Consider the following 26,630-nt stretch of genomic DNA (forward strand, 5'->3'; position numbering starts at 1 on the left):
CTCAGGATTTGGCCGGACGGCCGGTCTTCACGGCCGGCACGGCGCTCATCGCCGCGGCGAAGGCCGCATCGGACAACGCGGCCAGCGCCTTGATGCCGGCGCGCAGCACTTCGCTCTTCTTCGACGGCGCGCCGGCCTTGGCGGCGCGCGCCTTCAGTTCCTCGAGCACCGCGTATTCGGCCTTGGGGATGGTGAAGCTGTCGCGCACCAGCTTGGGCTTCTTCGGCTTGTCGGCCTTGGGGGCCTTCGCGGGCTTGGCGGCTTTCTGCGGAGCAGGCTTGGCGGCGGGCTTGGGAGCCTTGGCCGGGGCGGCGGCGGGTCTGGCCGCCGGCTTCACCGCGGTCTTGGGGGCAGGGCGCTTGCGCGCGGTGGTCGTGGTCTTGCGGGTGGTGGCCATGGTGTCCTCCTCGGGGTCGTTCGTGGGAAACGGTATATACAGTTTAGACCGCCACCCCCCGGATTTTTATGACAGCGCCAGGCCCCACTCGGTCTTCTGCCACGCCAGGACCTCCTCGCGCAGCAGGTGGGCCGACTGCGGGTAGCGGGCAGGCCAGTCGGCCCGCACCGACAGGGCGGCCGTGCGGCCCTGGATCCGCAGCGAAAGGCCCTGCAGGTCCGGATCGCGGCGGGCGTGGCAAAGGATCACCGCCAGGCGCAGGCAAATCAGCTGCCGCACGAACGGTTCGTCTTCCAGCTGAAGGTCCAGCTTGCGCAGCTTGCCGCGGTGGCCCAGCACCAGCATGCCCAGCCGGTGCAGCTCGGCCTGGTCGAAGCCCGGCGCGTCGGCGTTGTCCAGGATGTAGGCGCCGTGCTTGTGGTAGTCGCTGTGCGAGATCAGGCTGCCGATCTCGTGCAGCATCGCGGCCCAGCGCAGCTTGCGTTCCTGGCGCCGCAGCAGCTCGGTGTCGCGCTCGCCCGCCATCAGCTGCCGCTGCAGCGCCGCGGCGGTGTCGCCCACGCGGCGCGCCTGCGCCAGGTCGACGCCGAAGCGCGATGCCAGGCGCTGCACGGTGCTGGACCGCACGTCGCCCGCCGTCTGCTCGCGGTCCAGCAGGTCGTACAGCACCCCGTGCCGCAGCGCGCCGGCGGCCGCCTGCATGTGGTCGATGCCCAGCACGTCGAACACCGCCAGCGTGACCGACAGGCCGCCGCCGATGACGGCGCGCCGGTCGTCCTTCAGGCCTTCCAGCCGCACGCGGTCGGCGTGCCGCGCCGAGATCAGCTGCGCTTTCAGCCAGGCCAGGCCGTCGCGCGAGATGTCGCTCCAGCCGGCGGCCAGCAGGATGTCGCCGATGGCGCCCAGCGTGCCGGAGGAGCCGTAAGCCACGTCCCAGCCGTCCGGCGCATAGCGGCCCGCGGCTTCGTCCAGGATGGCTTGCGCGGCGACTTCCGCGCGCTCGAAGGCCGCGGCGGTGAAATCGCCTTGCGGGAAATGGCGCATCGACCAGGCGACGCTGCCCACGCGGTAGCTCTCGGTTTCCAGCGCCTCGAACTCGTGGCCCAGGATCAGCTCGGTGGAGCGGCCGCCGATGTCCACCACCAGCCGGCGCTCGTCCGATTGCGGCAGCAGGCGCGCCACGCCTTCGTAGATGAGGCGCGCTTCCTCGCGGCCGGACACCACGTCGATGGGAAAGCCCAGCACCTTGTGCGCGCGGGCGAGGAATTCGTCGCGGTTGCGCGCTTCGCGCAGCGTCTGCGTGGCCACCGCGCGCACCTGGCGGCGCTTGAAGCCGGCCAGCCGCTCGGCGAAGCGGGCCAGGCAATCCAGCCCGCGCTGCATCGCTTCGGGCGTGAGGTTGCGCGCTTCGTCCAGGCCCGCGCCCTGGCGCACCGTTTCTTTCAGGTACTCCACGCGCTGGATCTGCCCGTGGTCGAAGCGGCCGATCTCCAGCCGAAAACTGTTGGAGCCGAGGTCGACCGCGGCCAGGAGAATCCCATTGTCCATTCGCGGTCCAGCATAGCAAACGGCGGGCCCGCGCGCGGGCCGCCGCACGGCCGCCGCGGGCTCAGCCCACGAGACGGCCATCCTGGGTCAGCATGCTCTGCGTGACGAACGCGACGCTGCGGCGGCGCGAATCGAAGGCGACGCGAAAGCCGCCCACGTCCAGCGCGCCGCGGCGCTGGAACGCGGCCAGCACCGAAGAGCGCGTGATGGCGCCGTCGATGTCGTTCAGCACTTCGTACGTGTAGCGCGCGGCGATGAAGCCGGCCAGCGACAGCGGCGAGGGCGGCTCGTCGAACAGCCGCGCCAGCGTGTCGCGGTAGTTGCGCACCACCGGCATGCTGGCCGTCACCAGCGGCACCGCCTGCGTGGCGATCACCGCCGTGTTGTTGCGCGCGCCGCCCAGCTGCTGCAGCGTCTGCATGTTCACGTCGGCCAGCGCGATGACGTAGCGCTGGCGCGGCTGCTTCTCCAGCGCCTGCGTGAATTCGATCAGTTCCGGCGTGCCGCCGACGAACAGCACGATCGGCGGCGTGGCCGCGTTCAGGCGCTGCGCCAGCTTGGACAGGTTGCCTTCTGCACGGAAGCTCTGCAGCTTCATGCCGATGGCGGAGGAGCTGCGCTCCACGTCCTCGCGGTACAGGCGCCAGTCGGCCGGCGTGGCGTAGATGGCGGCCAGGTCGCGCACGCCGACGAGCGTCAGCGACTTCAGCGCATGGCCGATCTGCTCCTGCCGCGCGGCGAAGATGGGGAAGGTGCGCTCGTCCACGTCCAGGCTGGAGTTCTGCAGCCAGGGCGCGGCGTGGGCCAGGGCGGTGCTGTCGGCGCGCAGCTGGGCGACCAGCTCGCCGGCCACCGGGTCGCCGCAGGTGCCCGAGAAGGCGACGCAGGCCGCGTTGTCGCGCGCCGAGGCGAGGGCGGCCTTCACGGCGGCGGCGGAGCCGTCGACTTCCAGCGACAGGTGCTGGACCGGCCGGCCGTGCACGCCGCCCTTGGCATTGATGTCCTGCCAGGCCGCGCGCGAGCCGACCAGGAAGTCGCGCGAGACGTCCTGCTGCTGCGGCGACATGTCGGCGAGCTGCGCGACCGCGATCGGCTTGCCGCCCGGGCGGCCGGGTTGGGCGAGCACGGCGGGCGCAGTCAGCGCCGCCGCGGTGGAAACGACGAGCGCACGGCGGCGCAGCGCGAACGCATCGCGCAGGGGCATGGCGGGCCTCCCTTGCTGGTCTCGGCGGCCGGTCAGCGGCGCGGGGGCATCAGCACGCGGTCCACGGTGTGGACCACGCCGTTGGTCGCCGTGATGTCGGCCTGCTGCACCATCGCTTCTTCCACGGTCACGAACGTGCCCGACTTCGACAGGGCCAGCTCGCCGCCCTGGGCGGTCTTGGCGTTCTTGTTGCTGACCTCCGATGAGGTCACCTTGGCGGGCAGCACGTGGTACTGCAGCACGGCCTTCAGCCTGGCCGGGTCGTGCGACAGCTCTTCCATGGTCTTGGCCGGCACGGCCTTGAAGGCTTCGTTGGTCGGCGCGAACACGGTGTAGGGGCCGCCGGACTTCAGCGAGTCGGCCAGGCCGGCCTTCTGGACCAGGCCGTTCAGGGTGCTCAGCTCCGGGTCGCGGGCGATGGTGTCGGCCACGGAAACCGGGGCGGACGTGGTGGCGCAGCCGGTGGCCAGCGCGGCGGCGGCGATCACGGCAAGGGCGAGTCGGCGGGTGGTCATCTTCTTCATCCTCCAGGGTGTGTTGGGTTCGGCGCGGAGCGTAGTGACAGGCCGTGACAGATTGGTGACGGCCGGATGACGCGCATTTCGCCGCGTGGGGCTGTGTCACAGGGTTGTCATGGACCGTTTCCAGAATCCGCGGCAGTTCCCATCCAAAGAGGACTTCGAAGCGATGAACACCACCCTCCGCCTGGCCGCCATCGGCCTTGCCACCGTCTCGTTCGCCGGCCTGGCCGCCGCCCAGGAAATCACCGGCGCCGGCGCCAGCTTCCCGGCGCCGCTGTACGCCAAGTGGGCGTCCGACTACAACAAGGCCACCGGCGCCAAGATCAACTACCAGTCCGTGGGCTCGGGCGCCGGCATCCGCCAGATCGACGCCAAGACCGTGGACTTCGGCGCCTCCGACGCGCCCCTGAAGGACGACGAGCTGGCCAAGAAAGGCCAGATCCAGTTCCCCACCGTCATCGGCGGCGTGATCCCGGTCGTGAACATCAAGGGCATCGCCCCCGGCCAGCTGCGCCTGAACGGCCAGGTGCTGGGCGACATCTACCTGGGCAAGATCACCAAGTGGACCGACCCGGCGATCAAGGCGCTGAACCCGTCGCTGAACCTGCCGGACGCCGCCATCGCGCCGGTGCGCCGCGCCGACGGCTCGGGCACCAGCTTCATCTTCACCAACTACCTCTCCAAGGTGAACGCCGAGTGGAAGAGCAAGGTGGGTGAGGGCACCGCCGTCAACTGGCCCACGGGCGCCGGCGGCAAGGGCAACGAGGGCGTCGCCGCCTTCGTGGGCCGCCTGCCCAACGCCATTGGCTACGTCGAGTACGCCTACGTCAAGCAGAACAAGATGACGTACGCGCTCATGCAGAACGCCGCCGGCCAGTTCGTCGCGCCGGAAGACAAGGCCTTCAAGGCCGCCGCCGCGGGCGCCGACTGGAGCAAGAGCTTCTACCAGATCCTGACCAACCAGCCCGGTGCCGAGAGCTGGCCCATCACCGGCGCCACCTTCATCCTCATGCACAAGGTGCAGGACAAGCCGCAGCAGGCCGCCGCCGTGCTGAAGTTCTTCGACTGGGCCTACAAGAACGGCGACAAGACCGCCGACGACCTGGACTACGTGCCGATGCCGGCCGCGGTGAAGCAGCAGATCGACAAGCTGTGGTCCACCGAGATCAAGGACGGTTCGGGCAAGACCGTCGCCTTCAAGTAAGACGGCCATCCGCGGCGGCAGCGATGCCGCCGCGGCGACGAAAACGATCCTGGAGGGGCCCGACGTGTCCTCTACACTTCCGGCCCATGAGGCCACGTTTCCAGCGCGAGCGGCGCGCGGCGGCGAGCGGGAGATGACTCCTCCGCCCGGCCGCGGCAGGGGCGCCAACGCGCTGGTCGACCGGCTGTTCGGCTGGGCGGCCCGCGGCGCGGCGCTGCTCACCCTGGCCCTGCTGCTGGGCATCCTGGGCTCGCTGGTCAGCGGCGCCTGGCCCGCCATCCAGAAGTACGGCCTGGGCTTCCTGGCCAGCAGCGTGTGGGACCCGGTCGCCGGCGAGTTCGGCGGCCTCGTGATGATCTACGGCACGCTGGCCACCTCTCTCATCGCGCTCATCATCGCCGTGCCGGTTTCTTTCGGCATCGCGCTTTTCCTCACCGAACTGTCGCCCGCCTGGCTGAAGCGCCCGCTGGGCACCGCCATCGAGCTGCTGGCCGCCGTGCCTTCCATCGTGTACGGCATGTGGGGCCTGCTGGTGTTCGGCCCCATCCTGGCGACCTTCGTGCAGCAGCCGCTGCAGGCCGTGTTCAGCGGCGTGCCCATCCTGGGCGCGCTGGTGTCGGGCCCGCCGGTGGGCATCGGCATCCTGTCGGCCGGCATCATCCTGGCCATCATGATCATCCCGTTCATCGCCGCCGTGATGCGCGACGTGTTCGAGGTGACGCCCCCCATGCTCAAGGAGTCGGCCTACGCGCTGGGCTCCACCACCTGGGAAGTGGTTTTCAAGGTCGTGCTGCCCTACACCAAGGGCGGCGTCATCGGCGGCGTGATGCTCGGCCTGGGCCGCGCGCTGGGCGAGACCATGGCCGTCACCTTCGTCATCGGCAACTTCAACCAGCTGGATTCGCTGTCGCTGTTCGCGCCGGCCAACTCCATCACCTCGGCCCTGGCCAACGAGTTCGCCGAGGCCGCCAGCGGCCTGCACCAGGCGGCGCTGATGTACCTGGGCCTGGTCCTGTTCTTCATCACCTTCGTCGTGCTGTCGCTGTCCAAGGTGCTGCTGGCTCGCCTGCGCAAGGGCGAGGGAGCGCGCGCATGAACGCGCCCGCTTCTTCCGGCACCGGCGCGCGCCTGCTGCGCGAGGCCGACGCGGCCGCCGTCGCGCAGCGCAAATACGCCTCGCGCAAGCGCACCAACCAGGTCGCGCTGGCGCTGTCGCTGGCCGCCATGGCTTTCGGCGTGTTCTGGCTCATCTGGATCCTGGTCGAGACCGTGCGCCTGGGCGTCGGCGGCCTGGCCTGGGCCACCTTCACCGAGATGACCCCCGCGCCCAACGAGGCGGGCGGCATCGCCAACGCGCTGTGGGGCTCGTTTCTGATGGTGACGCTGGCCACCTTCGTCGGCACGCCCATCGGCATCATGGCCGGCATCTACCTGGCCGAGTACGACCACAAGGGCTGGCTGGGCTCGTTGACGCGCTTCGTCAACGACATCCTGCTGTCGGCGCCTTCCATCGTCATCGGCCTGTTCGTCTACGCCGTGGTCGTGGCGCAGTACAGGAAGTTCTCGGCCGCCGCCGGCATCGTGGCGCTGGCGCTGATCGTGATCCCGGTGGTGATCCGCACCACCGAGAACATGCTGGCGCTGGTGCCCGCGGGCCTGCGCGAAGCGGCCTACGCGCTGGGCACGCCGAAGTGGCGCGTGATCATGAGCATCACGCTGCGCGCCGCCCGCGCCGGCGTGGTGACGGGCGTGCTGCTGGCCGTCGCCCGCATCAGCGGCGAAACCGCGCCGCTGCTGTTCACCGCGCTGAACAACCAGTTCTTCACCTCCAGCCTGGGCGAGCCCATGGCCAGCCTGCCGGTGACCATCTTCAAGTTCGCGATGAGCCCGTACGAGAACTGGCAGTCGCTCGCGTGGGCCGGCGTCTTCATCATCACGCTGGCCGTGCTGGGGCTGAACATCCTCGCGCGCGTGCTGACGCGTACCAAGATCTAAGGAAAGAGCGACATGACCGCCACCGCCATCGCGCAGCGTCCCAAGCTTTCGGTCAGGAACCTGAACTTCTACTACGGCAAGTTCCACGCCCTGAAGGGCATCAACCTGGACATCCCGGAGAAGAAGGTCACCGCCTTCATCGGCCCCTCGGGCTGCGGCAAGTCCACGCTGCTGCGCACCTTCAACCGCATGTACGAGCTGTACCCCGAGCAGCGCGCCGAAGGCGAGATCGTGCTGGACGGCGAGGACCTGCTGACGTCGAAGCAGGATGTGGCGCTGATCCGCGCCAAGGTCGGCATGGTGTTCCAGAAGCCCACGCCGTTCCCGATGTCCATCCACGACAACATCGCCTTCGGCGTGCGCCTGTTCGAGAACCTGAGCAACAGCGACATGGACGAGCGCGTGGAATGGGCACTGCGCAAGGCCGCGCTGTGGAACGAGGTGAAGGACAAGCTGGACCAGAGCGGCGCCGGCCTTTCGGGCGGCCAGCAGCAGCGCCTGTGCATCGCGCGCGGCATCGCCATCAAGCCCGAAGTGCTGCTGCTGGACGAGCCCTGCTCGGCGCTGGACCCGATCTCCACCGCGAAGATCGAGGAGCTGATCGCCGAATTGAAGGACGATTACACGGTGGTCATCGTCACGCACAACATGCAGCAGGCCGCGCGTTGCAGCGACTACACGGCGTACATGTACCTGGGCGACCTGGTGGAGGTGGGGGAGACCGAGCAGATTTTCTTCAAGCCCAAGCGCAAGGAAACCGAGGACTACATCACTGGCCGATTTGGCTGAAGCAAATACCCGTTCGGGCTGAGCCTGTCGAAGCCCTTCGACAGGCTCAGGGCGAACGGGAGAAGGAGCGAACCATGCCTGACAAACACCTCAGCACCCAGTTCGACAGCGAGCTCAACGGCGTTTCGTCCCGCGTGATGGAGCTGGGCGGGCTGGTCGAGTCGCAGATCCGCCAGGCCGTCTATGCGCTGGCGCAGTTCAACGCCGACGCGGCGATGCAGGTCCTGGAAACCGAGACCCGCGTCAACTCGATGGAAGTGGACATCGACCGCGAGCTGGCTTCCATCATCGGACGCCGCCAGCCCACGGCGCGCGACCTGCGCCTCCTGATGGCGATCTCCAAGACCACCGCCAACCTGGAGCGCGTGGGCGACGAGGCGGCGAAGATCGCCCGCATGGTGCGTTCCATCATCGACAGCGGCAATTCGCGCACGCTGCCGGCTTCGGAACTGCGCGTGGCGGCCGACCTGGCTTCGGGCCTGCTGCGCAAGGCGCTGGACGCCTTCGCGCGCCTGGACACGGCCACCGCGCTGTCGATCCTGAAAGAGGACGACCTGATCGACAAGGAATTCGACGGCTTCGTGCGCAAGCTGATCACCTACATGATGGAAGACCCGCGCACCATCTCGCCCAGCCTGGACCTGCTGTTCCTGGCCAAGGCGCTGGAGCGCATCGGCGACCACGCCAAGAACATCGCCGAATTCATCATCTACGTCGTCAAGGGCGAAGACGTGCGCCACAGCTCGATGGCGCAGATCGAATCGGCCCTGCAGTGAAGCAACGATGAAGAACGTGCCCCGCGTCCTGGTCGTCGAGGACGAACCCGCCATCGCCGAACTGGTGGCCGTGAACCTGCGCCACAACGGCTTCCAGCCGGTGTGGGCGGAAGACGGCGACTCGGCCCAGCGCGAGCTGGACGCCGTGCTGCCCGACGTGATCCTGCTGGACTGGATGCTGCCCGGGCAGAGCGGCCTGGCGCTGGCGCGCAAGTGGCGCTCGTCCTCGCGCACCAAGGCCATCCCGATCCTGATGCTGACCGCGCGCGGCGACGAACCGGACAAGGTGGCCGGGCTGGACGCCGGCGCCGACGACTACATCACCAAGCCGTTCTCCACGCAGGAACTGCTGGCACGCATCCGCGCCGTGCTGCGCCGCCGCGCGCCGGAGCAGGACGCGGAGACCGTGACCATCGGCGAACTGGTGCTGGACGCGGCCACGCATCGCGTCAACTGGCGCGGCCAGCCGCTGAAGGTGGGCCCGACCGAGTTCAAGCTGCTCAACTACCTGATGAAGCACCCCGAGCGCGTGCACAGCCGCTCGCAGCTGCTCGACAAGGTGTGGGGCGACCACGTGTTCATCGAGGAGAGGACCGTGGACGTGCACGTCAAGCGCCTGCGCGAAGCGCTGGGCCTGGCCGGCACCATGGTCGAAACCGTCCGCGGCGCGGGCTACCGCCTGACCGCGCAACCGCAACCCGCCGCCGTCCGCACGGCAGGCTGAACCCGCCCATGTTCTGGCGCGTCGCCAGCTTCCTGTTCTGCCAGCTGGTGGGCGGCCTCGCCGGCTGGTGGCTGGCCGGCGACGCGGGCGCGGAGGTCGGCATCATCCTGGGTGGCGTCACGTGGTTCGTGTTCGACCTGCTGCGGGCCGCGCGCTTCCTGCGCTGGCTGCGCCGCGGCGCCGAAAGCGAGGTGCCGGTGCGCTCGGGCCTGTGGGGCGAGTCCGGCGAGCGGGTGCGCAAGGCGCTGCGCGCGCGCGACCGCGCCACGCAGGAGGCCGGCGAAAGGCTGCAGGCGTTCCTCGCGGCCATCCAGGCTTCGCCCAACGGCGTGGTGCTGCTGGACGCGGAGGGCCGCATCGAGTGGTGCAACGAGACCGCCGGCGCGCACCTGGGCATCGACCCGCAGCGCGACCTGCTGCAGCTGATCGGAAACCTGCTGCGCGACCCGGCGTTCGCGGCTTACCAGGGGCAGGCCGACTACTCGCGCGACGTCGTCGTGACGGGGCGCGACAGCTCGCCTTCGCGGCCGCTGCGCGTGTCGGTGCAGCTGCATCCGTACGGCCATGGCCGCAAGCTGCTGCTGTCGCGCGACGTCACTTCGGTGGAACAGGCCGAGGCGATGCGGCGCGACTTCGTCGCCAACGTGTCGCATGAGATCCGCACGCCGCTGACGGTGCTGGGCGGCTTCATCGAGACGCTGCAGAACCTGCCGCTGCCCGAGGTGGACAGGGCGCGCTACCTGGACCTGATGGCGCAGCAGGCGCAGCGCATGCAGACGCTGGTGAGCGACCTGCTCACGCTGTCGCGGCTGGAAGGCAGCCCGCTGCCGGGCCTGAGCGACTGGACGCCGGTGCGGCAGCTCATGACGCAGTGCGAGCAGGAAGCCCGCGCGCTATCGGCGGTGCTGGGCAAGGCCACGCACGAATTCAGTTTCGACGTCGCGGAAGACGCGGAACTGGCCGGCTCGCCCAGCGAGCTGCTCAGCGCCATGTCCAACCTGGTGAGCAACGCGGTGCGCTACACGCCGGCCGGCGGCCGCATCCAGGTGGTGTGGCGGGCGCTGGCGGACGGGCGCGCGGAGTTCGCGGTGCGCGACACGGGCCCTGGCGTCGCGCCGGAACACCTGCCGCGCCTGACCGAGCGGTTCTACCGCGTGGACCGCAGCCGCTCGCGCGAAACCGGCGGCACCGGCCTGGGGCTGGCGATCGTCAAGCACGTGGTGCAGCGCCACGGCGCGGAGCTGCGCATCGACAGCACGCTGGGCGCGGGATCGACCTTCGCCATCGCCTTTCCCGCCGCGCGCCTGCGCATGGTCAGGCGGGCGGCGAACGACGCGAGCGCACGACCCGCCACAGCAGCGCCATGAAGGCCGCGGCCGTGAGCGCCAGCGCCACGGCCCCCGCGGCCCAGAAGGCGGCCGGCGACCGCATCGGCGCCCACTGCCCGACGCCCTGGTAGGCCAGCAGGTAGCCGCCGCCCAGGCCCACGCCCCACAGCAGCACGCAATAGACCACCAGCGGCCGGCCCGCGACGCCGTAGCTGCGCAGCAGGAACACGCACAGCGCCTGCGTGGAATCGGCCACGTGGTACACGCTGACCCACAGCAGCAGGTGGCCCGCGACTTCCACGACCGCCGGGTTGTCGCCCGCATAGAGGCGAGCCACGTGGCCGTGCGCCAGCGCGATGAGCAGGGCGCTGCCGCACGACAGCATCAGCGCCAGCTGCAGGCCGGTGCACAGCGCGGCGCGGGCCATGCGCTCGTCGCGCGCGCCCAGCCAGTAGCTCACGCGCGAGCTGGTGGCCAGGCCCAGCGACAGCGGCATCATGTACAGCACCGCGGTGAGGTTGGCCGCCACCTGGTGGCTGGCCGCCGCGACGGTGCCGAGCCGCGCGATGAACAGCGCCATCAGCGTGAACGAGGTGACTTCCACCATCACCGCCAGCGCGGTCGGCACGCCCAGGCGCGCGAAGGCGCGCAGCACGGCCCAGTCCGGGCGTTCGACGCGTGCCCAGATGGCGTAGGGCCTGTACAGCGGGCTGTGCCGCAGGAACCAGACCGCCAGGCCCACCAGCAGCCAGTAGACGATGACCGTCGCCCACGCGCAGCCGGCCAGGCCGAGGGCGGGCACGCCCAGGCCGCCGAACGTGAGCCACAGCGACAGCGGCACCTTCGCGGCGAGCGAGACCGCCTGCAGCCACGTCACCAGCACCGGCTTGCCCAGCGCCTGGTTCAGCGTGGAGAAGCCGCGGAACAGCAGCGCCGGCGGCAAGGCCAGGGCCAGGATCGCGAGGTAGTCCTGCACCCTGGCCTGCAGCGCCGGCGGCACTTGCGCCCAATGCAGCAGCGGGCCGGGGGAGAGCAGAGCGACCAGGCCGATCGCCACCGCGGCCAGGCCGAACCACAGCGCCTGGCGCACGGAGCGGCCGACCTCGCCGCCGCGGCCCGCGCCGCGCAGTTCGGCCCAGATGGGCAACTGCGCCTGCACCATGCCCTGCAGCGCGACGAAGACGGTGATGAAGACGGCGGAGCCCACCGACAGCGTGGCCAGCGCCTCGGGCGCGTAGCGGCCGGCGATGACCGTGTCGGTGACGCCGAAAGCCATCGTGGCCAGCTGGCCGACGAACACTGTGCCCGCATGGCGGGCGATGGTCCCGCGCTCGGACATCAGCGCGCCCGCGGTTCGCGCGAGAACAGCAGGACGTTGTCGCGCGCGTCGGTGGGACGCCGCACGGTGGCGGCCAGGCGCCACTGCTTCATGTCCAGCGCGGCGCTGGCGGCGGGTTGCAGCTCGGAAGGCATCAGCAGCCAGGGGCATTCGGCCGTCGTGGCCGCCGCGCGCAGGTCCAGGCTGCCGTGGTAGCGGAAGGCCGCGAACTGGCCGCGGTTGAGGCCGAAGGTTTCCACGCAGCCGCCGTCAGGCATGGCCTGCGTGACGCCGCGCACCACGGCCGAGTAGCTGCGCGCGTAGTCGAGCACCGGCAGCCACAGCGTCATCAGCAGCAGCCAGCACAGCGCGGCGCCGCCGGCGGGCAGCACCAGGCTCTTCCAGATCTCGGCGCGGTGGCGCGCGGTGCGCCACTTCACCAGCCAGCCCCAGGCGATGGTGCCCGCCAGCGCGGCCGCGAAAGCGATGAGCGAGAAGCTGGGTTCGAAGCCGGGTGCGAGCCGCGCGACGTTGGCGGCGGGCTTGGCCGGCACGCCCGTCTGCATGGAGATCCACACGACCCAGATCACCACCGCGCAGCCGGAGAAGAAGAGCAGGGTGAACCAGTCGATGAGCGAAGAGACGGCGCGGCGCAGCGTGGGCAGCGCGAAGACCGCAAGGGTGGCCAGCGCGGGCAGGCCCAGCAGCAGCGAGCGGTCGGACGAACGCGTGAGCACGGTGGACGCGATGGCCACCAGCGCGAACCAGAGCGGCAGCGCCACGTGACGCGCCCCCAGCTGGCGGCGCCAGCGCCAGACCGTCCAGGCCGCCAGCGGGCCGGCCGGCCAGGTGAACCACAGCAGGAGCTTGCCCAGCGCACGCCAGTCGCGCGGTTCGGCGGAAGACATCAACCGCCATCGCCAGAGGTCCAGGGCACTGGCGAGCAGGGCGGCGGCGATGGCGGTGGCGAGCATCAGCGCGACCCAGGGCCAGCGCGAAAGCGTTCTCTCGCCATTGGTGGCCGGATCGACCGCGGTGACGAATGCCCCGCCCAGGCCCAGCAGCACCGCCGTCGTGGGCGCGCCGCTCAGGGCGAGTCCCGCCAGGCCGATGACCACGGCGGCGGAGGGCATGGCGATGCGCAGCGGCAGCGCGGCCATGCCGTAGAAGGCCAGCGTGGTGAAGCCCAGCTGGGCGAGCGCCGGCGTGGTTTCGTGCGAGAGCTGCGCCAGTCCCAGGCAGCCGATGAGCGCCAGCAGGCCGCCGTCGGCGATGGCGCGCGCGTAGTCCTTGGGCTGCGCCTCGCCGCCGAAGGCGAAAGGCACGGGCTGCGCGCGCGGCGTGCGGGCCAGGTAGTAGATGCCGTACCAGGCGGCCAGCAGCGCCAGCACGAGAAGCGCGACGAAGGGCAGGCGGGCGGCGAAATCGCCCGGCACGAAACCGGGTGCCAGGCGCATCGCCCACGCACCCAGCCAGTAAGGCAGCAGCGCGTCGAATTCCGGCGGCTGGCCCTGCAGCGTGGGGGCCAGCCAGTTGGCGCCGCCCAGCGCCAGTTCGTGCATGTAGCCGAACGCCGTGACGTCGGCGTTCTTCCACGGGTCGCGGCCCACGAAGCCCGGCACGACGTACGCCGCGCAGAACAGCAGCAGCGCCGCGCGCGGCAGCCGCCGCACGGCGCTCTGGGCGACGATCGCGGGGGTGGGCTGGTTCACGCGCGCGAGTGTGTCATGCGGGGCGGCGGGCCAAGAAAAAAGGCAGCGCGGTCGCCCGGGCTGCCTTTTTGCCGGCGGTAGACGCGCTTACTTGGCGGCGGTCTTGCCGAACTTCTTGAAGAACTTGTCGACGCGGCCGCCCATGTCGTTCACCGACTTCTGGGTGCCCGTGTAGAACGGGTGCGACTCGCTGGAGGTGTCCAGCTTGTACAGCGGCAGCTCGCGGCCGTCGTCCGTCTTGCCCATTTCGCGGGTCGGGACGCACGAACGCGTGACGAACTTGAAGCCGTTGGACAGGTCCACGAAGAGCACTTCGCGGTAGTTGGGGTGGATGCCTTCTTTGGCCATGGTGATTCCTCTTCTCGGTCGCTGCGGCAGCCGGCCCCGGACGATTCCAGGCTACTTTCCGCGGAAAACCCGGCATTCTACCTTCAAAGAGGGCATGAACGGCCATCGCGGCGGCGGGTTCCCATCCGTTTGAGGGGTTCGTTGCACGTAACCCGTGTAAAGTGGGCGCATGGCCAACCTGACCCTCTCCATCGACGACGCCCTGCTGCGGGCGGCGCGCGCGCGGGCCGCGAACGAGGGCACCAGCATCAACGAGATCTGCCGCAAGGCGATCGAGCAATACGCGAAGGTGGACACCTACGAAGAGCGCCTGCGCCGCTTCGATGACATGATGGCCCGCATCGACGCGTTGCCGCCGCGGGATACCGAAGGCCCCGCCTGGGAAGGCCGCGAGAAGTTGTACGAGGACGTGATGAACCACCGGCTCAGGACCTGGCTGGCGGGCAAGAAGTGATCTTCGCCGACTCCAACATCCTCGTGTACGCCGTGGACCGGCGAGAGCCGGTCAAGCGCCCAATTGCCCAGCGGCTGCTTCGTGAGCCATCGGCCAGTCGCACGCTTGTTCTCAGCACGCAGGTGCTGCAGGAGTTCTACACCACGGTCCTGCGCAAGCGGATGCTGACGCAGCAGGAAGCGGCGGCCGCGGTTCTCGACCTGTCGGCCAATGAAATCGTGACCATCACGCCGGAGTTGGTCCTTCGAGCGATCGACCTGCACCAGCAGCACTCGATGCACTACTGGGACGCGGTCATCGTCCTCAGCGCGGCGCAGGCAGGCTGTTCGACCGTGTATTCCGAGGACATGCAGCATGGCCGCACCATTGCCGGTGTGGAGATCGTGAATCCGTTCCGGCGCGAAATTCACGAGCCGTCCACCGCCTACCTGCAGGCTTCCACGCCCGAGGCAGTGGACGAAGTCCTGCGCGAAGCCATCGCGCACAGGCGCCTGATCTCGTTCCATTACGAAGGCCGCCCCAAGGAGGGCGAACCTCACGACTACGGCCTGATCGGCGGCGAGCGCCGGCTCAACTTCTTCCAGACCAGGGGCCGCAGCCGCAACGGCGTGGAGGAATCGGGCAAGTGGAAGACGCTGGACCCGGCGAAGATGAGCCAGGTGCGCCTGCTGAAGGCATCGTTCCCGGGCACGCGCGCCGTGGCGCGCGGCGCGCACAAGAAGTGGGAAGAGGTGATCGCGTCCGTGACGCTGGACGCGACCCGCAAGCGCTGAACGGCGTCAGCCGCCGCGGCGCATCATGTCGAAGAACTCGACGTTGGTCTTGGTGGCCTTCATCGACTTCAGCACCATCTCCATCGCCTCGATCTCGTCCATGTTGTACATGAACTGGCGCAGGATGCGGGTCTTCTGCAGGATCTCGGGCGCCAGCAGCAGTTCCTCGCGGCGCGTGCCGCTGCGATTGAGCTGGATGGAGGGGAAGACGCGCTTCTCGTACAGGCGGCGGTCCAGGTGGATTTCGCTGTTGCCGGTGCCCTTGAACTCCTCGAAGATGACTTCGTCCATGCGCGAGCCGGTGTCGATCAGCGCGGTGCCGATGATGGTGAGCGAGCCGCCTTCCTCCACGTTGCGCGCCGCGCCCAGGAAGCGCTTGGGGCGCTGCAGCGCGTTGGCGTCCACGCCGCCGGTCAGCACCTTGCCCGAGGAGGGCACGACGTTGTTGTAGGCGCGGGCCAGGCGGGTGATGGAGTCCAGCAGGATCACCACGTCCTTCTTCAGTTCCACCAGGCGCTTGGCGCGCTCGATGACCATCTCGGCCACGTGCACGTGGCGCGCGGCGGGCTCGTCGAAGGTGGAGGCGATGACCTCGCCCTTCACCGAGCGCTGCATCTCGGTCACTTCCTCGGGGCGCTCGTCGACCAGCAGCACCATGAGGATGGAGTCGGGGTAGTTGGTGGCGATGGCGTGTGCCATGTGCTGCATCATCACCGTCTTGCCGCTCTTGGGCGGCGCCACCAGCAGCGCGCGCTGGCCCTTGCCGATGGGGGCGATGATGTCGATGACGCGGCCGGTGATGTTCTCGTCGCCCTTGAACGCGTCGCGCTCGAGTTTCATCTGCTCCTTGGGGAACAAGGGCGTCAGGTTCTCGAACATGATCTTGTGCTTGTTCTGCTCGGGCGGCAGGCCGTTGACCTTGTCCAGCTTGGTCAGCGCGAAGTAGCGCTCGCCGTCCTTGGGCGTGCGCACCTCGCCTTCGATCATGTCGCCGGTGTGCAGGTTGAAGCGGCGCACCTGGCTGGGCGAGATGTAGATGTCGTCGGTGCTGGCCGTGTAGCTGGTGTCCGGGCTGCGCAGGAAGCCGAAGCCGTCGGGCAGGATTTCCAGCACCCCGTCGGCGAACACCTGCTCGCCGTTGCGCGCGCGCTTCTTGATGATGGCGAACATCAGCTCCTGCTTGCGCATGCGGCCGGTGTTTTCGATCTCCAGCTCTTCGGCTTGCTTGAGGACTTCGGAGACGTGGAGCGCCTTGAGTTCGTTCAGATGCATGGCTGCGACTGCGTTGGATGCGCCCGTGGCGGGCGTTTTGTTGTCGAACTTGGGGGGAAGGTCCTGTGCCGCGGCTGAGGCGCCGGGCTGACCGGGGGTCGAACTGCCTGCCGTCGTGGGGCAGGTCAGCGATTCAGGAAGGGATTATAGGAGCAAAGGCCCGCGCGGGGGCGGGCCTTTGGGGAGGGAAAGCGATAAGGCGCTTACGCCAGCTGCTGGTCGAGGAAGGCCGTGAGCTGCGCCTTGCTCATCGCGCCCACCTTGGTGGCCGCCAGCTGGCCGTCCTTGAACAGCATCAGCGTGGGGATGCCGCGGATGCCGAACTTGGCGGGGATGTCGCGGTTCTCGTCCACGTTCATCTTGGCCACCTGCAGCTTGTCCTTGTAGGCCGAAGAGACCTCGTCCAGGATGGGCGCGATCATCTTGCACGGGCCGCACCACTCGGCCCAGTAGTCGACCAGCACGGGCTTGTCGGCCTGCAGGACGTCGGATTCGAAACTGGCGTCGGAGATGTGCTTGATGAGGTCGCTGGCCATGGCGGTTTCCTTTCTGTCTGGCAACGGTGCCGCTCTCAGTTCGGTCCATTGTGGCAGAAAGCAAGCCACCCCGCCGGGCTTGGGGCAGTGGCTTGACGCTATGGATGTGATAGCGGCGCGGCCCTTGCCCGATGGTCAGAACTGGCTGCGGTAGGTCAGCTTGCGGCCGCGCAACAGGATCTTCCCGCCGTTGTCCAGCTCCATGCCGATCGCCTTCATCTCGGTGACCACGCCGCGGGAAGGCGGCAGCACGGTTTCGCGGGCGGCCTGCGGTTCGCGCTGGCGCACCAGCGACAGCGCATCCGGCCGCGCCGGCTTGTCGCGGCGCCATTGGGTGATGTCCACCAGCAGCCTTTCGGCCTGTTGCACCGGGCCTTGCGCAGCGGCCGATGCGGCAGGGGAGCTCGCCGTGTTCACCGCCATCAACACGCCGTCCGCATCCGCTTGCGCGTGAGCGGCGCCCGCGGCGCAACAACCGAAAGCAACCCACAACAACTGGTGTCGCATCGCACACTCCCTCGAATCTCGATCGGAGTGTCCGGCCGCCGCCGGGCCGCGCGCTGTGGGACGCCGGCAGCGGAGGCTGTCATCCGCCACCGCCAGGCCGGGAAGGTGCCAGAGGCTGGGACTGCTGCTGCCCAGGCACCGGCATCGAAGCGCGCGCGCGTGCGCTTTCCACCAGCGACGGCAGCACCTTGGGGTCGATCGGCTTGACCAGGTGATGGTCGAAGCCCGCTTCGCGCGAGCGCTGCAGGTCCTGCGGTTGCCCCCAGCCGGTGACGGCCACCAGCATGCGCGCCGCGCCGCCCGCCTGCAGGCGGATGCGTTGCGCCGCCTCGTAGCCGTTCAGGCGCGGCATGCCGATGTCCAGCAGCACCAGCTGCGGGTCGAAGGCGGCGGCGATCTGCACGGCCTGTTCGCCGTCGTGGGCCTGGCGCACCTCGTTGCCGAATTCCGAGAGCAGGGCGGCCAACGTCTCCGCCGCGTCGTTGTTGTCGTCCGCCACCAGGATGCGCAGCGAGCCGGGCGCCACCGCCGCGGGCGCGGGGCTCTCCTCCTGCGGCAGCTGTTCGCCGATGGACAGCGGCAGCGAGACATGGAAGCGGCTGCCGCGGCCCACGCCCTCGCTGTGCGCCTTGATGCTGCCGCCGTGCATCTGCACCAGCCGCTGCGTCAGCGACAGGCCGATGCCCAGGCCGCCGCGCGAGCGCGAAAGCGCCGACTCCACCTGCGAGAACATCTCGAACACCTCGTCCAGCCGGTCCGACGGGATGCCGATGCCGGTGTCGCGCACGGTGACCACGGCCTGTTCGCGTTCCACCATCACGCCCAGCTCGATGCGGCCGCCCGGATCGGTGTACTTCACGGCGTTGTTCAACAGGTTGGTGAAAGCCTGCGCCAGCCGCGTGCGGTCGGCGTTCACCAGCAGCTGCCGGTCGGGCAACAGCACCGCCAGTTCGTGGCCGCTGTCCTGCGCCAGCGGGCGGATGGCTTCCAGCGCATCGGCCAGCACGTCGTTCAGCGCGACCACCTCGCGCCGCAGCTCGATGCGGCCGCGGTTGATGCGGCTGACGTCCATCAGGTCGTCGATCAGCCGGCTGAGCAGGCGCACCTGGCGGTCGATGAGGTTGGAGCCCCACAGCACGCGCTCGGCGTCGTCCGGCTTGCGCTTGAGCAGCTCCACCGCGTTGCGCACCGGCGCCAGCGGGTTGCGCAGCTCGTGCGCCAGCGTCGCCAGGAACTCGTCCTTGCGGCGGTGCGCGTCCAGCAGACGCGCCTCGCTGTCCTGCAGCTCGCTGGTGCGCTCGGTCACGCGGCGGTCCAGCGATTCGTTCAGCTCCGACAGGCGCTGCTCGGCGTTGCGGCGCTCGGCCACCTCGCCCAGCAGCAGGCGGTTGGCGGTCTCCAGCGCGCGGCCGCGGCGGTGCAGTTCGGCGAACACCGCGACCTTGGATCGCAGCACAGAAGGGTTCACCGGCTTGTGCAGGTAGTCGACGGCGCCGGTGCCGTAGCCTTCCAGGATGTGCTGGTCCTCGTTGTAGTAGGCGGTCAGGAAGATGATCGGCAGGCGCGAGGTCTTCTTGCGCTCCTTCACCAGCTGGGCCACCTCGAAGCCGTTCATGCCGGGCATGCGCACGTCCAGCACCAGCACCGCGAACTCCTCGGCCATCAGCGCCAGCAGCGCTTCCTCGCCGGAGGTCGCGCGCACCAGCCGGTAGCCGGGGTCGTTCAGCACCGTCTCCAGCACGAGCAGGTTCTTCGGCTCGTCGTCGACGATCAGGATGTTGACCGCGCCGGCGTCGTGGCCGGCCAGGGGGTCAAGGGGGAGATTGCTCATTGCCGGATCAGCGGAACAGCCAGACCCGCATCAGCGACAGCAGCTGGTTGGTGTTCACCGGTTTTGAAATGTAGTCGCTGGCGCCCGCGTCCAGGCACTTCTCCCGGTCGCCTTTCATGGCCTTGGCGGTGAGCGCCAGGATCGGCAGGGTGCGGAAGGCGGGGTCCTTGCGGATCTCGCGCATCGTCTCGTAGCCGTCCATCTCCGGCATCATGATGTCCATCAGCACCATCGACAGGTCGGGCGTCTCCTTGATGATGTCGATCGCCTGGCGGCCGTTGGTGGCGCTGATGACGTCGACGTCGTGGTTCTCCAGCACCGAGGTCAGCGCGAAGATGTTGCGCGCGTCGTCGTCCACCACCAGCACCTTGCGGCCATGCAGCACCTCCGAGGAGTTGTGCAGCTTCTCCAGCATGGCCTGCTTCTCCACCGGCAGCTGGGTCACCACGCGGTGCAGGAAGAGGGCGGTCTCGTCCAGCAGCCGCTCGGGCGAGCGCACGTCCTTCAGCACGATGCTCTTGGCCATCGTGTTCAGCTTCGCCTGCTCGTCGTGGTTCAGGTCCTTGCCGGTGAACACCACCACCGGCACCGCCGCCAGCGCCGGCTCCTGCTGCAGCTGTTCCAGCAGCTCGAAGCCGGTCATGTCCGGCAGGCGCAGGTCCAGCACCACGCAGTCGAAGCGCTGGTTGCGCAGCAGGTTCAGCGCGGTTTCGCCGCTGCCGGCCGACACGATGTCGATGTCGTCGTAGCCTAGCAGTTCGATCACGGCGTCGCGCTCGATGTCGTTGTCCTCCACCACCAGCAGGCGCTTGGTGCGCGGCACGGTGAATTCCTTCAGGCGGTCGAAGGCGGCTTCCAGGTTGGCCGTGGTCGGCTCCTTCAGCAGGTACGCGAAAGCGCCGTGCGACAGGCCGTGCTGGCGCTCTTCTTCCAGCGTGATGATCTGCACCGGGATGTGCCGAAGCGCCGGGTCCAGCTTCACCTGGTTGAGCACCGTCCAGCCCAGCATGTCGGGCAGGAAGATGTCCAGCGAGATGGCGGACGGGTGGTACTGGCGGGCCAGCGACAGGCCCATCGCGCCCTTGTTGGCCACCAGGCCCTTGAAGCCCTTGTCGCGCGCCAGCCCCAGCAGGATGCGGGCGTAGTGCGGGTCGTCCTCGACGATCAGCAGCACGTTGTCGCCTTCCGCGATGCTCTCGCGGTCGTCGGCCACGTGCTCCTCGCGCGCCACCGGCAGCGCCAGCACCGGCATGGACGCGTCCGCCGGGCCCTTGACGCTGCGCATCGCCGTGTTCGAGTCCGGCCCCGAGTAGTGCAGCGGCAGGTACAACGTGAACGTGCTGCCCTGGCCGTGCACCGACTGCAGCTTGATCTCGCCGCCCAGCAGCACCGCCAGCTCGCGCGAGATGGCCAGGCCCAGGCCCGTGCCGCCGTACTTGCGCGAGGTGCCGGCATCGGCCTGCTGGAACGCTTCGAAGATCAGGCGCTGCTTCTCCGGCGGCACGCCGATGCCGGTGTCTTCCACCGAGAAGGCCAGCACGTGCTGGGTCTGCGACAGCACCGGGTGGTCGGGCGACCAGCCGCCCGACGCCAGGCCCACCCGCACTTCCACGTGGCCCTGCGAGGTGAACTTCATCGCGTTGGACAGCAGGTTCTTCAGGATCTGCTGCAGGCGCTTGGGGTCGCTGTCCATGGACCGCGGCAGGTCGTCGCCGAAGCGCACGTGCAGCGGCAGGCTCTTGGCTTCGGCCACGTGGCGGAAGTTGCGATCGATGGAGTCGCGCAGCCAGTGGAAGGCTATCTCCTCGACGTCCACCGTCACCGTGCCGGACTCGATCTTCGACAGGTCCAGGATGTCGTTGATCAGGTTCAGCAGGTCCGAGCCCGACGAGTTGATGTTGCGCGCGAACTCGATCTGCCTGCCGTTCAGGTTGCCGGCCGCGTTCTCGGCCAGCTGCTGCGACAGGATCAGGATGGAGTTCAGCGGCGTGCGCAGCTCGTGCGACATGTTGGCCAGGAACTCCGACTTGTACTTGGACGTCAGCGCCAGCTCGGACGCCTTTTCCTCCAGCGCGCGGCGGGCCTGTTCCACTTCGGAGTTCTTGCGCTCCACCTCCTCGTTCTGCTGCGCCAGGAGGCGGGCCTTGGTGCCCAGCTCCTCGTTGGTCTGCTGCAGTTCGATCTGGCGGGCCTGCAGTTCGGCCGTCAGCTGCTGCGACTGCGTCAGCAGGCCTTCCGTGCGCATCGTCGCCTCGATGGTGTTGAACACCGCGCCGATGCCCAGCGCCAGCTGGTCCAGGAAGTTCAGGTTCACCGCGGTGAACGGATGCAGCGAGGCGAGTTCGATCACCGCCTTGGTCTGGTTCTCGAACAGCACCGGGATCACCACCACCGACACCTGCCGGGCCTGGCCCAGGCTGGACGCCACGGTGACGTAGTCGCTCGGCACGTCGGTCAGCAGGATGCGGCGGTTCTCCACCGCGCACTGGCCGACCAGGCCTTCGCCCAGGGTGAGGGTGGGAGGGAGCTTCACGGCGCCGGCCTGCGCATAGCTGGACAGCAGCACCAGGCGGCGGTCGCCCGAGTCCTCGATCTGGCTGTTGTGGTAGATGCTGCCCTGGTGCGTGTGGATCAGCGGCGCCAGCTCCGACAGCAGCAGCTTGCCCACGGTCGCGAGGTCGCGCTGGCCCTGCAACATGCCGGTGAAGCGCGCCAGGTTGGTCTTGAGCCAGTCCTGCTCGCGGTTCGACTCGGTCGTCTCGCGCAGGTTGGAGATCATCGTGTTGATGTTGTCCTTCAGCTCGGACACTTCGCCGCGCGCTTCCACCTGGATCGACCGCGTCAGGTCGCCCTTGGTCACCGCGGTGGCCACCTCGGCGATGGCGCGCACCTGCGTCGTCAGGTTGGCGGCCAGCAGGTTCACGTTTCCGGTCAGGTCTTTCCACGTGCCCGCGGCGCCCGGCACGTGCGCCTGGCCGCCCAGCCGGCCTTCCACGCCCACTTCGCGCGCCACGTTGGTCACCTGGTCGGCGAACGTGGCCAGCGTGTCGGTCATGTTGTTGATCGTGTCGGCCAGCGCCGCCACCTCGCCCTTGGCCTGCACCGTCAGGCGCTGGGTCAGGTTGCCGTTGGCCACGGCCGTCACCACCTTCACGATGCCGCGCACCTGCTCCGTGAGGTTCGAAGCCATGAAGTTCACGTTGTCGGTCAGGTCCTTCCAGGTGCCGCCCACGCCGGCCACCTGGGCCTGGCCGCCCAGCTTGCCTTCGGTGCCCACCTCGCGCGCCACGCGCGTCACCTCGCCGGCGAAGCCGTTGAGCTGGTCGACCATCGTGTTGATGGTGTTCTTCAGCTCCAGGATTTCGCCCTTCACCTCCACCGTGATCTTGCGGTTCAGGTCGCCGCGCGCCACGGCCGTCGTCACCTCGGCGATGTTGCGCACCTGGCTGGTGAGGTTGGCGCCCATGGTGTTCACCGAGTCGGTCAGGTCCTTCCAGGTGCCGGCTACCCCGGGCACCACGGCCTGCACGCCCAGGCGGCCTTCGGTGCCCACTTCGCGCGCCACGCGCGTCACTTCGGAGGCGAACGACCGCAGCTGTTCCACCATGGTGTTGATGGTTTCCTTCAGCTGAAGAATTTCGCCGCGCACGTCCACGGTGATCTTCTTGGAAAGGTCGCCGTTGGCCACCGCGATGGTCACCTCGGCGATGTTGCGAACCTGGTTGGTGAGGTTCGACGCCATCGAGTTGACGTTGTCGGTCAGGTCCTTCCACGTGCCGGCCACGCCGGGCACCGCGGCCTGGCCGCCCAGCTTGCCTTCGGAGCCCACCTCGCGCGCCACGCGCGTCACCTCGGAAGCGAAGGACGACAGCTGGTCCACCATCGTGTTGATGGTTTCCTTGAGCTGAAGGATTTCGCCCTTCACGTCCACCGTGATCTTGCGGCCCAGGTCGCCGCGGGCGATGGCGGTGGCCACGTCCGCGATGTTGCGCACCTGCGCCGTCAGGTTGTTGGCCATGGAGTTCACGTTGTCCGTGAGGTCCTTCCACGTGCCCGCGACGCCCGGCACCACGGCCTGGCCGCCCAGCTTGCCTTCGGAGCCCACTTCGCGCGCCACGCGCGACACCTCGGCCGCGAAGGACCGCAGCTGGTCCACCATGGTGTTGATGGTTTCCTTCAGCTCCAGGATTTCGCCGCGCACGTCCACGGTGATCTTCTTGGAGAGGTCGCCGTTGGCCACCGCGATGGTCACTTCCGCGATGTTGCGCACCTGGCCCGTGAGGTTGGACGCCATCGAGTTGACGTTGTCGGTCAGGTCCTTCCACGTGCCGGCCACACCGGGCACCTGAGCCTGGCCGCCCAGCTTGCCTTCGGTACCCACCTCGCGCGCCACACGCGTCACTTCGGAAGCGAAGCCGTTGAGCTGGTCCACCATCGTGTTGATGGTTTCCTTCAGTGCCAGGATCTCGCCTTTCACCTCCACGGTGATCTTGCGCGAGAGGTCGCCGCGGGCAATGGCCGTGGCCACGTCCGCGATATTGCGCACCTGGCCGGTGAGGTTGGACGCCATGAAGTTCACGTTGTCCGTCAGGTCCTTCCAGGTGCCGGCCACGCCGGGCACCTGAGCCTGGCCGCCGAGTTTGCCCTCGGTACCCACCTCGCGCGCCACGCGCGTCACCTCGGACGCGAAGCCGTTGAGCTGGTCCACCATCACGTTGATGGTGTTCTTCAGCTCCAGGATTTCGCCCTTCACCTCCACCGTGATCTTGCGCGAGAGGTCGCCGCGCGCCACGGCCGTCGTCACTTCGGCGATGTTGCGCACCTGCCCGGTGAGGTTGTTCGCCATCGAGTTGACGTTGTCGGTCAGGTCCTTCCAGGTGCCGGCCACGCCTCGCACGATGGCCTGGCCGCCCAGCTTGCCTTCGGAACCCACCTCGCGCGCCACGCGCGACACCTCGGAAGCGAAGCCGTTCAGCTGGTCCACCATGGTGTTCAGGGTGTTCTTCAGCTCCAGGATCTCGCCCTTCACGTCCACCGTGATCTTCTTGGACAGGTCGCCGTTGGCCACGGCCGTCGCCACGTCGGCGATGTTGCGCACCTGGGCCGTGAGGTTCGACGCCATCGAGTTGACGTTGTCGGTCAGGTCCTTCCACGTGCCGGCCACGCCGGGCACCTGGGCCTGCCCCCCGAGCTTGCCTTCGGTACCCACTTCACGCGCCACGCGCGACACTTCGCCCGCGAAGCCGTTCAGCTGGTCCACCATCGTGTTGATGGTGTTCTTCAATTCGAGAATCTCGCCGCGCACGTCCACGGTGATCTTCTTGGACAGGTCGCCGCGAGCCACGGCCGTGGTCACTTCCGCGATGTTGCGCACCTGGCCCGTGAGGTTCGACGCCATGAAGTTCACGGAGTCCGTCAGGTCCTTCCACGTGCCCGCGACGCCCGGCACCTGGGCCTGGCCGCCCAGCTTGCCTTCGGTACCTACCTCGCGTGCCACGCGCGTCACTTCGGAGGCGAAGCCGTTGAGCTGGTCGACCATCGTGTTGATGGTGTTCTTCAGCTCCAGCACCTCGCCGCGCACGTCCACCGTGATCTTCTTGGACAGGTCGCCGTTGGCCACGGCCGTGGTCACCTCGGCGATGTTCCGCACCTGGCCGGTGAGGTTGTTCGCCATGAAGTTCACGTTGTCGGTCAGGTCCTTCCAGGTGCCGGCCACGCCTTCCACGACCGCCTGGCCGCCCAGCTTGCCTTCGGTGCCCACTTCGCGCGCCACGCGCGACACTTCGCCCGCGAAGGCGTTCAGCTGGTCGACCATGGTGTTGATGGTCTGCTTCAGCTGAAGGATCTCGCCCTTCACCTCCACGGTGATCTTGCGCGAGAGGTCGCCCCGGGCGATGGCCGTGGCCACGTCCGCGATGTTGCGCACCTGGCCCGTGAGGTTCGAAGCCATGGAGTTGACCGAGTCGGTCAGGTCCTTCCACGTGCCCGCGATGCCGGGCACCACGGCCTGGCCGCCCAGCTTGCCTTCGGTGCCCACCTCGCGCGCCACGCGCGTCACTTCGGAGGCGAAGCCGTTCAACTGGTCGACCATCGTGTTGATGGTTTCCTTCAGCTCCAGGATCTCGCCCTTCACGTCCACCGTGATCTTGCGCGAGAGGTCGCCGCGCGCCACGGCCGTCGTCACCGTCGCGATGTTGCGCACCTGCGAGGTGAGGTTGTTGGCCATGGAGTTGACCGAGTCGGTCAGGTCTTTCCAGGTACCGGCCACGCCGGGCACCACGGCCTGGCCGCCCAGGCGGCCGTCGGTGCCCACCTCGCGCGCCACGCGTGTCACTTCGGAGGCGAACGACCGCAGCTGGTCCACCATGGTGTTGGTGGCTTCCTTCAGCTGCAGGATCTCGCCGCGAACGTCCACGGTGATCTTCTTGGACAGGTCGCCGTTGGCCACCGCGATGGTCACCTCGGCGATGTTGCGCACCTGGGCCGTCAGGTTGCCGGCCATCTGGTTCACCGAGTCGGTCAGGTCCTTCCACACGCCCGACACGCCCTTCACCTGGGCCTGTCCGCCCAGCTTGCCTTCGGTACCCACCTCGCGCGCCACCCGCGTCACTTCGGAGGTGAACACGGACAGCTGCTCGATCATGGTGTTGACCAGCTTGGCCGAGCGCAGGAATTCGCCCTTCAGCGGCCGGCCGTCCACCTGCAGGTCCATCGACTGGCCCAGGTCGCCCTTGGCCACGGCGCCGATGGTGCGCGAGATGTCGTTGGTGGGGCGCACCAGGTCGTCGATCAGCGTGTTGAGCGAGTCCACCTGGGCCGCCCAGCCGCCGACCGCGCCGGGATTGGAGATGCGCTGCGACAGCCGGCCTTCCTTGCCGACCGTGTTGGACAGCCGCGCCGCTTCCTGCGTGATGCGGTCGGCGTTGGCGATGCACTGGTTGAACGCTTCGGCGATGCGGGCCTCGGTGCCGGTCCAGCTGGCCGGCAGCCGGGCGTTGAAGTCGCCGTGGGAGAAGGCCATCAGCGCCGCGAGGATCTCGCGCGACTGGGCTTCGGCCAGGGTGTCCGCAGCGGTACTGCGGGTCCGGATGCGGCCGACCGGCGGCTCCGGGGTTTTGAGGGCCGCGTTGCCGGCGGCCTTGGAAGTCTTTTTCCTGGTCCCGTTCTGGAGCGCTTGGTCCATGGAGGCTTGTTCCTGTATCCGCTTCCCTGGGCCGGATGGGCGGACCACGCCGCGCCCGGGAAATCTCTTGCACTGCGCGCAAGCTCAGCAGCTTGCAGCGGAGCAGTAGTGTGGGCAGGGACTCACACGGATGGCGTAGGACGGCGCCGACACTTGAGACGCGGTCGCGCATCCGTCGCCGATGTCGTGTTAGGCCACTCTGCGTTGTGG

General features: G+C 68.7%; 21 protein-coding genes. 9 read left to right on the forward strand and 12 right to left on the reverse strand.

Features of this window, described 5'->3' with window-relative positions; all coding sequences use genetic code 11:
* Position 1 precedes the first annotated feature (1 nt).
* The 4 genes from EZ216_RS02435 to EZ216_RS02450 form a co-directional block, all read right to left on the reverse strand.
* Entirely contained in the window at positions 2 to 397 is a 396-nt protein-coding gene (locus EZ216_RS02435; protein WP_135247982.1) for a hypothetical protein, read from the reverse strand.
* 66 nt (positions 398 to 463) lie between these two features.
* Positions 464 to 1,945 carry a Ppx/GppA phosphatase family protein gene (locus EZ216_RS02440; RefSeq protein ID WP_135247983.1) on the reverse strand — a complete coding sequence of 494 codons (1,482 nt, stop codon included), beginning with the start codon at positions 1,943 to 1,945 and terminating at the stop codon, positions 464 to 466.
* Positions 1,946 to 2,006: 61 nt separating this feature from the next.
* Positions 2,007 to 3,149, reverse strand: a complete 1,143-nt coding sequence (locus EZ216_RS02445) for an ABC transporter substrate-binding protein (protein ID WP_135247984.1) — start codon at positions 3,147 to 3,149, stop codon at positions 2,007 to 2,009.
* Positions 3,150 to 3,181: 32 nt separating this feature from the next.
* A complete protein-coding gene (locus tag EZ216_RS02450; RefSeq protein WP_135247985.1) occupies positions 3,182 to 3,664 on the reverse strand; it encodes a fasciclin domain-containing protein in 483 nt (160 codons plus the stop codon).
* 172 nt (positions 3,665 to 3,836) lie between these two features.
* On the opposite strand from EZ216_RS02450, the gene pstS reads away from it, so the two are divergent.
* The 7 genes from pstS (at position 3,837) to phoR (ending at position 10,525) form a co-directional block, all read left to right on the forward strand.
* Positions 3,837 to 4,874, forward strand: coding sequence for a phosphate ABC transporter substrate-binding protein PstS (pstS, locus tag EZ216_RS02455; RefSeq protein WP_135247986.1), 1,038 nt, complete (start codon positions 3,837 to 3,839; stop codon positions 4,872 to 4,874).
* A gap of 133 nt (positions 4,875 to 5,007) precedes the next feature.
* Positions 5,008 to 5,970, forward strand: coding sequence for a phosphate ABC transporter permease subunit PstC (gene pstC, locus EZ216_RS02460; RefSeq protein WP_135247987.1), 963 nt, complete (start codon positions 5,008 to 5,010; stop codon positions 5,968 to 5,970).
* Positions 5,967 to 6,869, forward strand: a complete 903-nt coding sequence (pstA, locus tag EZ216_RS02465) for a phosphate ABC transporter permease PstA (protein ID WP_135247988.1) — start codon at positions 5,967 to 5,969, stop codon at positions 6,867 to 6,869. The genes pstC and pstA overlap by 4 nt, the downstream gene beginning before the upstream one ends.
* A 12-nt stretch (positions 6,870 to 6,881) precedes the next feature.
* On the forward strand, positions 6,882 to 7,658 hold the full coding sequence (pstB, locus tag EZ216_RS02470) for a phosphate ABC transporter ATP-binding protein PstB (protein ID WP_135247989.1): 777 nt from the start codon (positions 6,882 to 6,884) through the stop codon (positions 7,656 to 7,658).
* A 74-nt stretch (positions 7,659 to 7,732) separates the two neighbouring features.
* Entirely contained in the window at positions 7,733 to 8,434 is a 702-nt protein-coding gene (gene phoU / locus EZ216_RS02475; RefSeq protein WP_135247990.1) for a phosphate signaling complex protein PhoU, read from the forward strand.
* A 7-nt stretch (positions 8,435 to 8,441) separates the two neighbouring features.
* The gene (phoB, locus tag EZ216_RS02480) at positions 8,442 to 9,158 is read left to right on the forward strand and encodes a phosphate regulon transcriptional regulator PhoB (protein ID WP_135247991.1); all 717 of its coding nucleotides are present in this window, start codon (positions 8,442 to 8,444) and stop codon (positions 9,156 to 9,158) included.
* A gap of 8 nt (positions 9,159 to 9,166) precedes the next feature.
* Complete coding sequence (gene phoR, locus EZ216_RS02485) at positions 9,167 to 10,525, forward strand: phosphate regulon sensor histidine kinase PhoR (RefSeq protein WP_135247992.1); 1,359 nt, start codon at positions 9,167 to 9,169, stop codon at positions 10,523 to 10,525.
* Here the strand turns inward: phoR and EZ216_RS02490 are convergent.
* The 3 genes from EZ216_RS02490 to EZ216_RS02500 all read right to left on the reverse strand — a co-directional run bounded on the left by EZ216_RS02490 (position 10,473) and on the right by EZ216_RS02500 (position 13,864).
* Complete coding sequence (locus tag EZ216_RS02490) at positions 10,473 to 11,825, reverse strand: MATE family efflux transporter (RefSeq protein WP_135247993.1); 1,353 nt, start codon at positions 11,823 to 11,825, stop codon at positions 10,473 to 10,475. The genes phoR and EZ216_RS02490 overlap by 53 nt on opposite strands.
* On the reverse strand, positions 11,825 to 13,516 hold the full coding sequence (locus EZ216_RS02495; protein ID WP_135247994.1) for a glycosyltransferase family protein: 1,692 nt from the start codon (positions 13,514 to 13,516) through the stop codon (positions 11,825 to 11,827). Before EZ216_RS02495 ends, EZ216_RS02490 begins: the two co-directional genes overlap by 1 nt.
* An 87-nt stretch (positions 13,517 to 13,603) precedes the next feature.
* Positions 13,604 to 13,864 (reverse strand): type B 50S ribosomal protein L31, encoded by a 261-nt coding sequence (locus tag EZ216_RS02500; RefSeq protein WP_135247995.1) that lies wholly within the window; start codon positions 13,862 to 13,864, stop codon positions 13,604 to 13,606.
* A 169-nt stretch (positions 13,865 to 14,033) separates the two neighbouring features.
* On the opposite strand from EZ216_RS02500, the gene EZ216_RS02505 reads away from it, so the two are divergent.
* Together EZ216_RS02505 and EZ216_RS02510 are read left to right on the forward strand one after the other, a co-directional pair.
* Entirely contained in the window at positions 14,034 to 14,318 is a 285-nt protein-coding gene (locus EZ216_RS02505) for a hypothetical protein (protein ID WP_135247996.1), read from the forward strand.
* Positions 14,315 to 15,091 (forward strand): PIN domain-containing protein, encoded by a 777-nt coding sequence (locus EZ216_RS02510; RefSeq protein ID WP_167772808.1) that lies wholly within the window; start codon positions 14,315 to 14,317, stop codon positions 15,089 to 15,091. The genes EZ216_RS02505 and EZ216_RS02510 overlap by 4 nt, the downstream gene beginning before the upstream one ends.
* Before the next feature lie 6 nt (positions 15,092 to 15,097).
* On the opposite strand, the gene rho is transcribed toward EZ216_RS02510, so the two are convergent.
* From rho to EZ216_RS02535, 5 genes are all read right to left on the reverse strand, one after another.
* The gene (gene rho, locus EZ216_RS02515; protein WP_135247998.1) at positions 15,098 to 16,363 is read right to left on the reverse strand and encodes a transcription termination factor Rho; all 1,266 of its coding nucleotides are present in this window, start codon (positions 16,361 to 16,363) and stop codon (positions 15,098 to 15,100) included.
* A gap of 203 nt (positions 16,364 to 16,566) precedes the next feature.
* Positions 16,567 to 16,899 (reverse strand): thioredoxin TrxA, encoded by a 333-nt coding sequence (gene trxA / locus EZ216_RS02520; protein WP_135247999.1) that lies wholly within the window; start codon positions 16,897 to 16,899, stop codon positions 16,567 to 16,569.
* Between the two features lie 135 nt (positions 16,900 to 17,034).
* The gene (locus tag EZ216_RS02525; RefSeq protein ID WP_135248000.1) at positions 17,035 to 17,322 is read right to left on the reverse strand and encodes a hypothetical protein; all 288 of its coding nucleotides are present in this window, start codon (positions 17,320 to 17,322) and stop codon (positions 17,035 to 17,037) included.
* Between the two features lie 163 nt (positions 17,323 to 17,485).
* Entirely contained in the window at positions 17,486 to 19,237 is a 1,752-nt protein-coding gene (locus EZ216_RS02530) for a response regulator (RefSeq protein ID WP_135248001.1), read from the reverse strand.
* 7 nt (positions 19,238 to 19,244) lie between these two features.
* Positions 19,245 to 26,420, reverse strand: coding sequence for a HAMP domain-containing protein (locus EZ216_RS02535; RefSeq protein WP_439126705.1), 7,176 nt, complete (start codon positions 26,418 to 26,420; stop codon positions 19,245 to 19,247).
* Positions 26,421 to 26,630: the final 210 nt, after the last annotated feature.

Source organism: Ramlibacter humi, from assembly GCF_004681975.1.
Classification (GTDB): Bacteria; Pseudomonadota; Gammaproteobacteria; order Burkholderiales; family Burkholderiaceae_C; genus Ramlibacter; species Ramlibacter humi.

Coding starts and splice junctions, on each gene's coding strand:
- EZ216_RS02435 (WP_135247982.1), bottom strand. CDS start 397: ATGGCCACCACCCGCAAGACCACGACCACCGCGCGCAAGCGCCCTGCC.
- pstB (WP_135247989.1), top strand. CDS start 6,882: ATGACCGCCACCGCCATCGCGCAGCGTCCCAAGCTTTCGGTCAGGAAC.
- EZ216_RS02530 (WP_135248001.1), bottom strand. CDS start 19,237: ATGAGCAATCTCCCCCTTGACCCCCTGGCCGGCCACGACGCCGGCGCG.
- EZ216_RS02450 (WP_135247985.1), bottom strand. CDS start 3,664: ATGACCACCCGCCGACTCGCCCTTGCCGTGATCGCCGCCGCCGCGCTG.
- EZ216_RS02535 (WP_439126705.1), bottom strand. CDS start 26,420: ATGGACCAAGCGCTCCAGAACGGGACCAGGAAAAAGACTTCCAAGGCC.
- phoB (WP_135247991.1), top strand. CDS start 8,442: ATGAAGAACGTGCCCCGCGTCCTGGTCGTCGAGGACGAACCCGCCATC.
- EZ216_RS02525 (WP_135248000.1), bottom strand. CDS start 17,322: ATGGCGGTGAACACGGCGAGCTCCCCTGCCGCATCGGCCGCTGCGCAA.
- pstC (WP_135247987.1), top strand. CDS start 5,008: ATGACTCCTCCGCCCGGCCGCGGCAGGGGCGCCAACGCGCTGGTCGAC.
- pstS (WP_135247986.1), top strand. CDS start 3,837: ATGAACACCACCCTCCGCCTGGCCGCCATCGGCCTTGCCACCGTCTCG.
- EZ216_RS02505 (WP_135247996.1), top strand. CDS start 14,034: ATGGCCAACCTGACCCTCTCCATCGACGACGCCCTGCTGCGGGCGGCG.
- EZ216_RS02490 (WP_135247993.1), bottom strand. CDS start 11,825: ATGTCCGAGCGCGGGACCATCGCCCGCCATGCGGGCACAGTGTTCGTC.
- rho (WP_135247998.1), bottom strand. CDS start 16,363: ATGCATCTGAACGAACTCAAGGCGCTCCACGTCTCCGAAGTCCTCAAG.
- phoU (WP_135247990.1), top strand. CDS start 7,733: ATGCCTGACAAACACCTCAGCACCCAGTTCGACAGCGAGCTCAACGGC.
- trxA (WP_135247999.1), bottom strand. CDS start 16,899: ATGGCCAGCGACCTCATCAAGCACATCTCCGACGCCAGTTTCGAATCC.
- pstA (WP_135247988.1), top strand. CDS start 5,967: ATGAACGCGCCCGCTTCTTCCGGCACCGGCGCGCGCCTGCTGCGCGAG.
- EZ216_RS02500 (WP_135247995.1), bottom strand. CDS start 13,864: ATGGCCAAAGAAGGCATCCACCCCAACTACCGCGAAGTGCTCTTCGTG.
- EZ216_RS02445 (WP_135247984.1), bottom strand. CDS start 3,149: ATGCCCCTGCGCGATGCGTTCGCGCTGCGCCGCCGTGCGCTCGTCGTT.
- EZ216_RS02440 (WP_135247983.1), bottom strand. CDS start 1,945: ATGGACAATGGGATTCTCCTGGCCGCGGTCGACCTCGGCTCCAACAGT.
- phoR (WP_135247992.1), top strand. CDS start 9,167: ATGTTCTGGCGCGTCGCCAGCTTCCTGTTCTGCCAGCTGGTGGGCGGC.